The organism is Arthrobacter sp. Y3222053, assembly GCF_059092805.1.
Genome location: NZ_JBNHIA010000008.1, coordinates 64,415 through 76,511 on the forward strand (window position 1 = coordinate 64,415; position 12,097 = coordinate 76,511).

The following is a 12,097-nucleotide window of genomic DNA, read 5'->3' on the forward strand; positions in this document are numbered from 1 at the left end:
CCTTGCTGCGACGCTGGAAATCCGCGTCGCTGCGGTCACAGCTGGTCGCCATCATGGTGGTCCTGATGGTCGTCACCGTCACGATCACCGGGGTGGCCACCATTACCGTCCTGCGCCAGATCCTGGTGACCCGCCTGGACAGCGACATCGGCGACAACGCCCAGGCGGTGCTGCGGTACCTGCTCTCCGACGCTGAGGCCACCGAGCCCACTCTGTTTCAGTACTACGGCCAGTACCTCAACGAAGACGGCAGCTACGGCCCCGCCACCCACAGCGCGGCCGGTATGGACACGCCCGTCATCCCGCACTACACGCGCGACGAAGCCCTGGCCACCAACCAGGAGGGGTTCGATGTCCGGGGCACGGCCCTGAACAGCAAGGGCTGGCGGGTGCGGGTCTACGCCGTCGAAAACCTGCCCGGCTCGATCGCCGTCGCGGTGCGCCTGGACGGCGTCGCCGAAACGGTGGACGAGGCCGCCTCCCTGGTCTTTTCCGTCGGCCTGCTGGGGACGCTCGGTGCCACCGGCGTCGCCTACTGGGCGGTGACCCGCCAGTTCCGGCCGCTGCGCCAGGTGGAAAAGACTGCGGCGGCGATTGCCGCCGGCGATCTCTCCCGCCGGGTCGACGTCGGCAACCCCGCCACCGAAATCGGGCGTCTTTCGCGTTCCCTGAACGCGATGCTGGCGCACATCGAGCGCGCCTTCGCCGCCCGCACGCAGTCCGAGGAACGGATGCGCCGCTTCGTGCAGGACGCCTCCCACGAGCTGCGCACCCCGCTGGTAACCATCCGCGGCTTCTCCGAGCTCTACCGGCACGGCGCCCTGCAGAAGCCAGAGGACGTCGCCGCCGCGATGGGCCGGATCGAGAGTGAGGCGAAGCGGATGGGCCAGCTGGTCGAGGACCTGCTCACCCTGGCCCGCATCGACGAACAGCGCCCGCTGGAGATGGCTCCGGTGGACCTGATGATCCTGGGCACCGACGCCGCCTTCGATGCCCGCGCCAGCGCTCCGAACCGGCAGATCAGGGTCATCGGCCTGGACGGGAACGGGCCGCGCAGCGCGCCCACCCTGGGCGATGAGGCGCGGCTGCGCCAGGTCGTCGCCAACCTCATGACCAACGCCCTGCGCTACACCCCGGATGGGTCGCCCATCGAAATCGCCGTCGGCGTCGCGCCGGTCATCCACGACCGGATGGACGCGGTGCTGGAGGTGAGGGACCACGGGCCGGGCATCTCGGAGGAGGACGCGGCCCGGGTCTTCGAACGGTTCTACCGGGCGGATTCCTCACGCCAGCGCGAGACCGGCGGCACCGGCCTGGGTCTGGCCATCGTGGCCGCCCTCGTGGCGCAGCAGGACGGCACCGTGCGGCTCAGCGAAACCGAAGGCGGGGGCGCCACCATGTCCATCCGCCTGCCCTATCACCCCGTGGATCCGGCGCCGTCCGGCGACGACGACGAAGAGGGGGACGGCGACGGCGGCAGCGGGGACGCCGGCGATGCCGATTCCGGCGGCGCGCAGCGGCGGGGCGGCCGCAGCGGGGCATTCGGCCGGGGCTCCCGCCGCTGAGCCCTCCGTCCGACCGCGGGCTGCCCTCCACAGGCATCAGCACCGCGCTCCCCGCCCACAGCCGGCCGCTGACCCCAGGGCCGGCGTCCTTCCCGGCCTACCGTGGCTGCATCCGGGCACGGCTCACGAGGAGGAACACAAGATGGCACTTATCCAGGTCGACAGCGACGTCCTGATCGCCCGCAGCGCGGAGGTGCAGGGCACCATCGACCGGCTGCAGGCGGAGATCAACGGCATGCAGTCCGGGCTCCAGGCCCTGGCCGACAGCTGGCAGGGCCAGGCGTCAGCGAACTTCCAGTCCGTGGTGGGCGAATGGCGGGCCACGCAGGCACAGGTCGAGGAGTCCCTGGCCAGCATCAACCAGGCCCTGCGGTTCGCCTCGGAGCAGTATGCCGAGACGGAGGCGGCGAACACCGCCCTGTTCCGCTACTGACGGCACGATACGGAACACGGAACAGGAAAAGGCGCGGCACCCTGGCGGGTGCCGCGCCTTTTCAGTCACGCGTCAGCGGAGCATGTCCGCGGCGGGGGCTAGAAGCCGCCCATGCCGCCCATGCCGCCCATGTCGTCGCCGCCCGGAACGGCCGCAGCGGCCTTCTCCGGCTTGTCGGCGACAACGGCCTCGGTGGTGAGGAACAGGCCGGCGATCGACGCCGCGTTCTGCAGCGCCGAGCGGGTCACCTTGACCGGGTCGTTGACGCCGGCGGCCAGCAGGTCCTCGTACTCGCCGGTGGCGGCGTTCAGGCCGAAGCCCTCTTCCAGGCCGCGGACCTTGTCGACGACCACGCCGGGCTCCATGCCGGAGTTCAGGGCGATCTGCTTCAGCGGAGCGTCGATGGCAACCTTGACGATGTTGGCGCCGGTGGCCTCGTCGCCTTCCAGGGCCAGGTTGGCGAAGGCCTTCTGGCCGGCCTGGATGAGGGCGACGCCGCCGCCGGCGACGATGCCTTCCTCGACGGCAGCCTTGGCGTTGCGCACGGCGTCCTCGATGCGGTGCTTGCGCTCCTTGAGCTCAACCTCGGTGGCTGCGCCGGCCTTGATGACGGCGACGCCGCCGGCCAGCTTTGCCAGGCGCTCCTGCAGCTTCTCGCGGTCGTAGTCGGAATCGGAGTTCTCGATCTCGGCGCGGATCTGGTTCACGCGGCCCGCGATCTCCTCGGCGTCGCCGGCACCTTCGACGATGGTGGTCTCGTCCTTGGTGACGACGACCTTGCGGGCACGGCCCAGCAGGTCGAGGGTGGCGTTCTCCAGCTTCAGGCCGACTTCCTCGGCGATGACCTGGCCTCCGGTGAGGATGGCGATGTCGGCCAGCTGGGCCTTGCGGCGGTCGCCGAAGCCCGGAGCCTTCACGGCGACGGACTTGAAGGTGCCGCGGATCTTGTTGACCACGAGGGTGGCCAGGGCCTCGCCCTCGACGTCTTCGGCGATGATCAGCAGCGGCTTGTTGGACTGCATGACCTTCTCGAGGACGGCCACCAGATCCTTCACGTTGGAGATCTTGGAGTTGACGATCAGGATGTACGGATCCTCAAGGACCGCTTCCTGGCGCTCGGCGTCGGTGACGAAGTAGCCGGAGATGTAGCCCTTGTCGAAGCGCATGCCTTCGGTGAGCTCGAGCTCGAGGCCGAAGGTGTTGGACTCCTCGACCGTGATGACGCCTTCCTTGCCGACCTTGTCCAGCGCCTCGGCGATCAGGTCGCCGATCTGCTTGTCACCGGCGGAGATGGACGCGGTCGCCGCGATCTGCTCCTTGGTCTCGATCTCCTTCGCGGAGTCGAGCAGCTGCGCGGTCACGGCCTCGACGGCCTTCTCGATGCCGCGCTTCAGGCTCAGCGGGTCGGCGCCGGCAGCGACGTTGCGCAGGCCTTCCTTCACCAGGGCCTGGGCCAGAACGGTCGCCGTGGTGGTGCCGTCACCGGCGACGTCGTCGGTCTTCTTGGCAACTTCCTTGACCAGCTCGGCGCCGATCTTCTCGTACGGATCGTCGAGTTCGATCTCCTTGGCGATGGACACGCCGTCGTTGGTGATCGTGGGAGCGCCCCACTTCTTCTCGAGGACCACGTTGCGGCCACGCGGGCCGAGGGTGACCTTGACGGCGTCGGCGAGGGTGTTCAGGCCTCGCTCGAGGCCCCGGCGTGCCTCTTCATCAAATGCAATGATCTTGGCCATAACGGCTATCGTCCTTCCGGAACTCTCATGCTTGGAGCGTAGATGCTGCATTCCGACCTGGGGCGCCCGCGACGGCTGGCCCGGCCCGCACGATCTAGGTACGTACGGTCCCTGCCATCACCCCGGTGGCCTGCGGGTTCACTCAACACCACCGACTTAGCAGTCGTCCGGTAAGAGTGCTAAGTCAATAATTAGCACTCCCGCCACTTGAGTGCAAGCGATCCGGCAAAGCCGGCCCGGACAGCCGGAGGGGACGCCGGGTTTCCCCTGCGTCCCCTCGTGCTGCCTCTTCAGGAACGTCGCCCGGCGGTGTCGCCACCGCGGCGGACGCCGCCGTCCAACCTAGGAAAGGGCCCTGACGTCCTCCGCCTGGGGGCCCTTCTGCCCCTGTCCTATCTGGAACTCCACCCGCTGGCCCTCCTCGAGGGTGCGGTACCCCGTGGCCTGGATGGCTGACCAATGGACAAAGACATCGGTCTGGGCCTCATCGACCGTGATGAACCCGTACCCCTTCTCCCCGTTGAACCATTTGACGATCCCCTGCGCCATGTGTTTCTCCAATTTCTTGTGCCCCGCGCCGCGGCCCTGCTGGCCGCGGTAAAGAATGGCCGAAGTTGCTGCGGAAAGACGGGCGAAAACGCAACGTAATTCAGCGGGCCCCGCGGCTGGCAACACTCTAACCAGCACCGCGGAGGCTGCACACGGAGGAAATGGAATGTTATGGAGATTTAACGAAAGGGCTTTTTCCTCCCCGCCCCCGGTTACCGGAAGCCCGGTCCGGCCGCGACCGTCACGTAGTCGAAGCCCGGCGACTGCACGGCGGGAATTCCGAGCAGCGTTCCCAGCGCCTCGGCGTTGATCCGCTGGTCCTCGGTGCTGTAGAACACCGCGGATCCCTGGAGCGGCTGGCCCTGCCAGTTTCCGACCTGCGCGGTGGTCCATCCGTCCTGCCCAATGCGGCCGGAGATGCTCGCGCCGAGACCACCCACGGTGGTTCCGTTCAGCACGACCACAGGCTGTGTGCGGTCCGGCTGCGGGGCCGGTTCCTCGCTCGGTTCAGGGGTCGGCTCGTCGGTGGGCTCAGGCTCTGCGGAGGATCCGGTGTCTTCGGCCTCTGTGTCCCCGGCACCGTCTTCAGCGCCCTCAGGCGTCGTCTCGGGGCCGACCGTCGGGGATTCCTCCGCTGCGGCCGCGGTGGGCGAGTCGGCCGGCGCCGGGGCGCCTGCTCCGATGCCGAGCCTCGGCAGGACGAAATAGGCGGCAAGTCCCACGACGAGAGCCAGCACCCCCACGGTGATCAGCAGGCCCAGCCCATTGGAGCGGGCCGGAATGAGCCGCTCACGGTGCACGCCCTGCCGGGCGGAGGATTCGGGAACCTTATCGAATTCATCCCGCGGGTACTTGCTCATCGGGTCTTTCAGTCCTGTCTTCAGGAGCGGATTCAGGCGTCGGTGCCCAGGCGGCGCGCACTGCGGGCGCGCTGGCGGGTCGTACGCAGTCTACGCAATCTCTTGACCAGCATCGGGTCGTGCGCCAGAGCCTCTTCGGTATCGATGAGCGAGTTGAGGATCTGGTAATAGCGGGTGGCGGAGAGTCCGAAAAGCTCGCGGATCGCCTGCTCCTTTGCGCCCGCATATTTCCACCAGGCGCGTTCAACGGCGAGCATCTGCTGCTCCTGCGCAGTGAGCGGGCTCTCGGGATCGACCGCGTCCTCCAACGAAAAGGCCTCGGCCGGCTGTGCCACGCGCTCTCCCTTCGCTGTCTGGACGGCGCCGCGGTTCCGCGGCGCCCTGTTCAATGCTAGTCCGGAAATCACAGGCTTGTCATTCCGCCGTGGCACGGGGCCGGCGTGCCACGGCGTGCTCCGGGCTATGGTTCCCCTATGGGAAAGAACCATGGCCCTGCCGCCTTCGCGGGCACGTTAAGACTCATCACGATGGCACTGCTCGGCATTCTGATGCTCACGGCATGCCTGCCGGCGGATCCGGACGGAACCCTCGACAGGGTCCGGGGCGGGGAACTGCGGGTCGGCATCTCCCACAATCCCCCGTTCACCTCCGTTGCCGGCGCCGAGCCCACAGGCTCCGAGGTGGACCTCGTCCGCCGCTTCGCGGATCAGCTTGGAGCCGAGGTCGCCTGGCATGCGGCCGGCGAAGAGGCACTGATGGACCAGCTGAAGGAGGGGCAGCTGGATCTGGTCATCGGCGGCCTGAGCGAGGCAAGCCCGTGGACGGACAAAGCCGCGCTGAGCGCCCCGTACGGCACGTCGACAGGCGCGGACGGCAAGGAACGGAAGATGGTGATGGCGGCCGCACTCGGCGAAAACGCCTTCCTGATGGAGCTCGAAGAGTTTCTCGCCGACCATGGGGAGGAGAAGTGACTGCACGCTTCGGACGCACGGAACTGCCCGAGGAGGAAGCCGCGATCCTGCGCCGGGCGGTGCGGCTGGAATGGCTGACCATCGGGGTGCTTGCGGTAACCGTCACCCTGGTGTTCCTGGTGATGGGGAGTTCGCAGGCGATGCGGGCCGCAGGCATCGAAGACCTGCTCTCCATTATTCCCCCGCTGGCATTCCTGCTCGCGGTGCGGGTTGTCGCCCGGCCACCCAACGAACGCTATCCGTACGGCTACCACCGGTCCATCGGCGTCGCGCACCTCGTGGCGGCGGTGGCGCTGGTCGCCATGGGCGGTTTCCTGATCTATGACTCCGTCTCGGGGCTGCTGGGCGGGGAACGCCCGCCCATCGGCTCCATTGAGCTGTTCGGCACCACCCTGTGGCTGGGGTGGCTGATGATCGCGGTCATGGCGGTGACGGGGATTCCGCCGGTCTTCCTGGGCCGGGCCAAAATGAAGCTGGCCAAACGGCTGCACAATAAGGTCCTGTACGCCGACGCCGACATGAACCGTGCCGACTGGATGACCTCGGCCGGCACGATCGTGGGCGTGGCCGGCATCGGCCTCGGCTTCTGGTGGACAGACTCCGCCGCGGCCCTGTTCATAGCCGCCGGCATCCTGCGCGACGGGTTGCGGAACATGCGGGCGGCCGTCACCGATCTGATGGACACCCGGGCCACCACCTTCGACGACCACCGCCCGCATCCGCTGGCCGACAAGGTCACCCGCTACCTGCTCGGCCTTCCCTGGGTCGCCGCGGCCGGTACCCGGATGCGGGACCAGGGCCATGTCTTTCACGTGGAGGCCTTCGTGGTGCCGGTGGACGGCGAACTCACCCTGGGGCAGCTGAACGCCGCCCGCGCCGGGTGCATCGAGCTGGACTGGAAACTGCGGGACACCGTGCTGGTCCCGGTCCCGGAGCTTCCCGAGGAAGTGGGCGGCAGCAGCGGTGTCCGGCAGGGCGGCAGCGAGGATCCCCACGGCGCGTGAGCCTTCAGGCCGGGTACGGCAGCGGCCAGGAGGCCCGGATTCAGGTGGCCCGGACACAGGTGGCCGCGAACTGTCTTTTCCCGCCGGTTTGGCCAAGACTGGTGGAGTGAGCACCACCAACCAGCCCGCGCTGTTCGACCTTCCCCTCCCTTCCGGCTCCGGCGGAAACGGCCGGCCGGAGGCAGCGCCGGAGGGCGGGCCGGCCCCCGTCCGACCGCCGCGGAGGGCCTGGACGCCTAACGGCCGGGAGGGCGCGCCGACGGCGTTCCCCCTCGCCGCTGAGACCGAGACCGCCGGGCGCGCCGGGGACGCCGATCCCTTGGCCTCCATGGCCCCGGACTGGGCCGAAGCGCTGGCCCCCGTGGCCGGAAAGATCCGGTCCCTGCTGGCGGAGCTCGCCGCGGAGCGCGACGCCGGAGCCGATATCCTGCCCGCCCCCGGGAACATCCTGCGGGCCTTCACCCGCCCGCTCGCGGAGGTGAAGGTGCTGCTGCTGGGCCAGGATCCCTATCCCACGCCCGGGCACGCCGTCGGCCTGTCCTTCTCCGTGGACGCCGCCGTCCGGCCGCTGCCGCGCAGCCTCGGCAACATCTACCGTGAGCTGAAGGCGGACCTGGACGTCGATCCGCCGGCCCACGGGGACCTCTCCGCCTGGGCCGATCAGGGCGTGCTGCTGATGAACCGGGTGCTGACCGTGGAAGCGGGCAACGCAGGCTCCCACCGCGGCCGGGGGTGGGAGGACATCACCTCCCTCGCAGTCGAGGCCGTCGCCTCCCGGAAGCTGGCCGACGGCAGCCACGCCCCGCTGGTGGCGATCCTCTGGGGCCGGGACGCGCAGTCCGTGGTCCCGCTGCTGCACGGGGCTCCGCGGATTGAATCCGTGCACCCCAGCCCGCTGTCCGCCTCCAAGGGTTTCTTCGGGTCCCGGCCGTTCAGCCGGACCAACATGCTGCTCAAGGCCCAGGGGGCGACGCCGGTGGACTGGCGCCTCGAAGCGGTACGGTAGAGGCAAGTCCCCCGCGATGCTAGGAGATCCACCGCGTGCCCGCTGAGCCTCTTTCCCCTCCCCCGGGCGCTCCCCGGCGACCCGCCCGGCCCCTGGTGTTCCTGGAGGTGCTGCGGCGCGAGCAGCTGACCCCGCACATGGTGCGGATCGTGGCCGGCGGACCGAACTTCCTCCGGTTCCAGCCCAAGGACTGCACCGATTCCTACTGCAAGATCTGGTTCGGGCCGGACGGGCGGCCGGTCCCGGAGGGCACGGATCTGGAGCAGATGCGCGCGGATTCGCCCCGTGAGCAGTGGCCGGTGTCCCGCACCTACACGATCCGCTGGGTGGATACCGAGGCGGCGGAACTGGCCATCGATTTCGTCATCCACGGCGACGAGGGCATCGCCGGGCCCTGGGCCGACTCCGCCCGGCCGGGCGACACCCTGAGCTTCTCCGGACCGGGGGGCGCGTTCACCATCGATCCCGAGGCGGACTGGTACTTCTTCGCCGCGGATGAATCGGCGCTGCCGGCCACTGCGGCCGCCCTGGAGGCGTTGCCCGCCGCCGCCGTCGGGCAGGCCTTCCTGGAGGTGCAGGGCCCGGCCGACCGGCAGGTCCTGCGGGCCCCGGAGGGTGTGCAGCTGCATTGGCTCTACCGCGACGAGGACCCGGCTCCGGGTCTGCTCGCGCGGGCCGTCGCCGCGGCTCCCTGGCTCGACGGCGCCGTGCAGGTCTTCGCTCATGGGGAGCGGGAGGCCATGAAGTCGCTTCGTGACGTTTTCTTCAGCCATCGGGGCCTGGACCGGTCCCGGGTCTCGCTCTCCGGGTACTGGGCCGCCGGGCGGACCGAAGACGCCTTTCAGGCGGAAAAGCGGACGCCGGTCGGCAAAATCCTCTGACTCCGCCGCCAACAGCAGGAGGCGTCCGCTCCCCACGGGAGCGGACGCCTCTTCGTATTTGCTGAGGACTTAGGTCAGCGGCGGCGGTTCCGCCGCTCGACTCCGGTGAAGGAGCGGGTCAGGGGGCGGGCCATGTTGTCTCCGAGCACCACTCCGCCGGCGATCGCGAGGATGACCGTCAGGGCGTTGAACAGTCCGACGACTCCGCCGGAGATGTCGTCGATGCCGATCGTCAGCCCGTACATGGAGCGGAAGATGCTCAGCCCCGGGAACAGGAAGAGGATCGCCGGCACCGCCACGATCAGCTGTGGCGCCCCCATCCGCAGCGCCACCACCCGGGCCAGCACGCCGATGGCGACGGCGGCCACGGCCGGGGTCAGCCGGGGGCCGACGCCGGCGGCCTCCGCCAGCAGCTGCGCCAGGTAGCCGGCCAGGCCGACGCCCACGGTGGGCAGGATCAGGCGCATCGGCGACTGCTCGGTGATGCTGATGGTCCCGAGTGCGACCGCCAGCAGGGCCAGGGTGACAACGAACCCGTACTGCGACCCGGTGACGGTGGTGACCGCCAGCGGGGGCAGCCCCATCTGGGCTCCCAGCACCAGGCCGACGGCGATGCCCGCCACGATCGCGGCGAAGGACAGGAACGCGGACAGGAAGCGCCCGGAGGCGGTCACGGGGAACCCGTTGATGGCGTCCTGCACGGCCGAGACGAGGCGTCCGGTGGGCAGCAGCAGCAGGATGCCGCCGGCGACGACCAGCCCGGGTGAGACCTGCGCCTGCCAGGCGCCGGCTTCGCCCAGCGCCCAGATTGCCAGCGCCAGCGCCGTGACCAGGAAGCCGCTGGCCGCGGTGGTGAAGAAGTCGGGGATGCGCCAGCGCCCGAACAGCCGCTGCAGCAGGCTGACCAGGATGGTGCTGCCGAACCCGATCAGGGATTCCAGCGGGCTGCCTCCGATGAACGCCACGATGGAGGCGGCGAAGACACCCGTGCTCGCCGTGACGGCCCATCTGGGGAACGGTTTGGGCCGCTGGTTGATCTCGTCCAGGCGCACCGCGGCCTCGGCCCGGCTCACCCCGCCGTCGGCGATGTCGGTGACCAGCTGGTGCACCAGGGCCAGACCCGCGTAGTTGTTGGTCCAGGACCGTACCACCCGCATCACCGTGATCGGTGTCTGGTCCTTGGGCGAGTAGTTGAGCAGCACCGACTGGTTGGTGATGTCCACTTCGATGCTGTCCAGGTCGAAGGCCGCGGTGACGGCGATGATCGCCGTCTCGACTTCCAGGGCCCCTGCGCCGTAGCGGAACATGGTCTCCGCCAGGCCGAGGGCGAAGTCCAGGGTCTTGCGGGCACTGGCATCGGCCCCGGCCGTGCGGACGGGATTCGCATAGGGGCTGCCGGCCAGGCGCTCCACCAGGGACATGGCCTGAGTGGGCGGCGCCTCACCCTGCACCAGGCGCCGCAGCATGCGGCGGGCGGCCGCGGTGGAGCGGTCGGGCCGGCTGGCGGAGGGAACGTGCCGCTCCGGCTTGGCCGTCGTGCCCGTGGTCCGGGGCGCGCCGGGCTTGGCCGTGCCCGGCGGCTTGGCTGTGGTGGTCGACCTGCCCGGGGCACCTGCGGTCGGCGGCCGCCGGCTGCGGACCGTGCGGATCGCCCGTGTTGCAGCGCGTACCGCGGCCGTGGCCGGCGCCCCGGAGGGCACCGTCGTGCCGGTCACCGTGTCAGTGGGCGGCGGGGGCTTGGGCCTGGTGCTCTTCAGCTCGCCGGTGACTGCGGCCGCCGCCGCCCCTGCGGGGGGCCGTCCCGGCGGCTTGGGCTGCTGCCTCGGCAGCCCCGGGGCCTGAATCACCGGGATGGGGCCGGCCGCCGGCGCCGTGTTCGATGCGGAGCTGCGCTCCTCCGCATCGGGTGTCCTGTCCAATAACTCACCCCTCCCGCCCTTGCGGGCTAGCTGCTGTGCCTTGCGTGCCCTGCACGCCTGTGCTGCGGACCGCCCGGGCCCGTGTTCCTAGTAGAACGGCTGGTGGTGGCGGCGCCAGTAGATCTGGCGTGCCGCCCGCTCCCCGATGACGTTCCAGAGCCGGTACCGCACCGGGTGCACCACCAGGTCATAGCACCCAACGAAGTCGGTGACCGTCTTGGAAAAGCTGGTCTTGAACAGGCCCAGCCCGTGGTGCGGGTGGTCCTTGTCCTTGAGCTTGTCGCTGGGCGGGGTGCCGCAGAAGTCGTATTCGCTGATGCCGAAGTCCCGCTTCAGCTCGGTGATGGCGGTCCACTGCACCAGGTGGGAGTCGCCGTACTGCCTGCGCTTGGGCTTGGAGCCGCCGTCCTTGTAGGTGCCCTTGGAGCCGTAGGCGATGACAAAGGCGCCCACGGAGGGCTCGCCGTCCTCGAAGGCGAAGTAGAAGCGGCCCTGGCCGGCCTCCACGAAGTTGCTCCAGAACCGCTGGTAGTACTCGAAGGAGCGCAGCCGCGCCGCGGAGCGGTCCTCGATGTGGCTCATCAGCCGGTACATGATGCGCATGTTCTCTTCGGTGGGCTCCACGCGGCGCACGTCGGCGCCTTCCCGGATGGCCCGGCGCACCGCGTTGCGGCCCCGCGAGGACAGGTTCTTCAGCAGCTGCTCCTCGTCGACGCTGGTGTCCAGCAGGGCGGTGGAGTCGTTGGGCTGCAGGTTGAAGGTCTTGACCAGCCCTGCCGCGGCGTAGCGTGCGCGGATCTCCTCGGAGGCGACGACGTCGGGCTCCACCTTGATCCCGAAGACGCCGCGGCGGTTTTCCCGCACGTAGCGGGCCAGCGCCTGCGCCATCAGCGGCACGTCGCCGGGTTCGGCGACGGACGGGCCCTTGATCATGTACCAGAGGCTGCCCAGGCCGCGCACCTTCTTTTCGATGACGAGGTTCCAGCTGGTGTAGCCGGCGCCTTCGAACACCACGTGCACGGGGTTCCAGCCGTGGTGGGACTTCACCTCGGCGTAGGCTGCGGACTGCAGGACGTTGCCGCCTCCGGGGTTGGAGAGCACCAGTTTGTCCCAGTTGGCAATCTCTTCGGCGGTGGCCAGGCGTGCCGTAAAGTCTCGCAAGATACCTCAATC

General features: G+C 69.4%; 12 protein-coding genes. 6 read left to right on the forward strand and 6 right to left on the reverse strand.

The window, feature by feature from the left end; translation table 11 throughout:
- Positions 1-2: 2 nt before the first annotated feature.
- Both AC5RUW_RS15865 and AC5RUW_RS15870 read left to right on the forward strand, forming a co-directional pair.
- Complete coding sequence (locus tag AC5RUW_RS15865; RefSeq protein WP_494161559.1) at positions 3-1,565, forward strand: sensor histidine kinase; 1,563 nt, start codon at positions 3-5, stop codon at positions 1,563-1,565.
- A gap of 142 nt (positions 1,566-1,707) precedes the next feature.
- Positions 1,708-1,998, forward strand: a complete 291-nt coding sequence (locus AC5RUW_RS15870; RefSeq protein WP_494008478.1) for a WXG100 family type VII secretion target — start codon at positions 1,708-1,710, stop codon at positions 1,996-1,998.
- A gap of 98 nt (positions 1,999-2,096) precedes the next feature.
- Here AC5RUW_RS15870 and groL read toward each other — a convergent pair whose 3' ends face one another.
- The 4 genes from groL to AC5RUW_RS15890 form a co-directional block, all read right to left on the reverse strand.
- Positions 2,097-3,734, reverse strand: a complete 1,638-nt coding sequence (gene groL / locus AC5RUW_RS15875; RefSeq protein ID WP_494008479.1) for a chaperonin GroEL — start codon at positions 3,732-3,734, stop codon at positions 2,097-2,099.
- Between the two features lie 342 nt (positions 3,735-4,076).
- Complete coding sequence (locus AC5RUW_RS15880) at positions 4,077-4,283, reverse strand: cold-shock protein (RefSeq protein WP_494008480.1); 207 nt, start codon at positions 4,281-4,283, stop codon at positions 4,077-4,079.
- A 212-nt stretch (positions 4,284-4,495) separates the two neighbouring features.
- A complete protein-coding gene (locus tag AC5RUW_RS15885) occupies positions 4,496-5,143 on the reverse strand; it encodes a LytR C-terminal domain-containing protein (RefSeq protein ID WP_494161560.1) in 648 nt (215 codons plus the stop codon).
- Positions 5,144-5,175: 32 nt separating this feature from the next.
- Positions 5,176-5,451, reverse strand: coding sequence for a DUF3263 domain-containing protein (locus tag AC5RUW_RS15890; RefSeq protein ID WP_494161584.1), 276 nt, complete (start codon positions 5,449-5,451; stop codon positions 5,176-5,178).
- Positions 5,452-5,616: 165 nt separating this feature from the next.
- On the opposite strand from AC5RUW_RS15890, the gene AC5RUW_RS15895 reads away from it, so the two are divergent.
- The 4 genes from AC5RUW_RS15895 to AC5RUW_RS15910 all read left to right on the forward strand — a co-directional run bounded on the left by AC5RUW_RS15895 (position 5,617) and on the right by AC5RUW_RS15910 (position 9,005).
- Positions 5,617-6,114: a transporter substrate-binding domain-containing protein gene (locus AC5RUW_RS15895; RefSeq protein WP_494161561.1), complete on the forward strand. Its 498-nt coding sequence runs from the start codon at positions 5,617-5,619 to the stop codon at positions 6,112-6,114.
- Positions 6,111-7,118 carry a cation diffusion facilitator family transporter gene (locus AC5RUW_RS15900; protein ID WP_494161562.1) on the forward strand — a complete coding sequence of 336 codons (1,008 nt, stop codon included), beginning with the start codon at positions 6,111-6,113 and terminating at the stop codon, positions 7,116-7,118. The genes AC5RUW_RS15895 and AC5RUW_RS15900 overlap by 4 nt, the downstream gene beginning before the upstream one ends.
- 106 nt (positions 7,119-7,224) lie before the next feature.
- Positions 7,225-8,124 carry a uracil-DNA glycosylase gene (locus AC5RUW_RS15905; RefSeq protein ID WP_494161563.1) on the forward strand — a complete coding sequence of 300 codons (900 nt, stop codon included), beginning with the start codon at positions 7,225-7,227 and terminating at the stop codon, positions 8,122-8,124.
- Positions 8,125-8,159: 35 nt separating this feature from the next.
- On the forward strand, positions 8,160-9,005 hold the full coding sequence (locus AC5RUW_RS15910; protein ID WP_494161564.1) for a siderophore-interacting protein: 846 nt from the start codon (positions 8,160-8,162) through the stop codon (positions 9,003-9,005).
- A 74-nt stretch (positions 9,006-9,079) separates the two neighbouring features.
- Here AC5RUW_RS15910 and AC5RUW_RS15915 read toward each other — a convergent pair whose 3' ends face one another.
- Together AC5RUW_RS15915 and AC5RUW_RS15920 are read right to left on the reverse strand one after the other, a co-directional pair.
- On the reverse strand, positions 9,080-10,924 hold the full coding sequence (locus tag AC5RUW_RS15915; protein WP_494161565.1) for a threonine/serine exporter family protein: 1,845 nt from the start codon (positions 10,922-10,924) through the stop codon (positions 9,080-9,082).
- 87 nt (positions 10,925-11,011) lie between these two features.
- Positions 11,012-12,085: a lipid II:glycine glycyltransferase FemX gene (locus AC5RUW_RS15920; RefSeq protein ID WP_494161566.1), complete on the reverse strand. Its 1,074-nt coding sequence runs from the start codon at positions 12,083-12,085 to the stop codon at positions 11,012-11,014.
- Between the last annotated feature and the right edge of the window lie 12 nt (positions 12,086-12,097).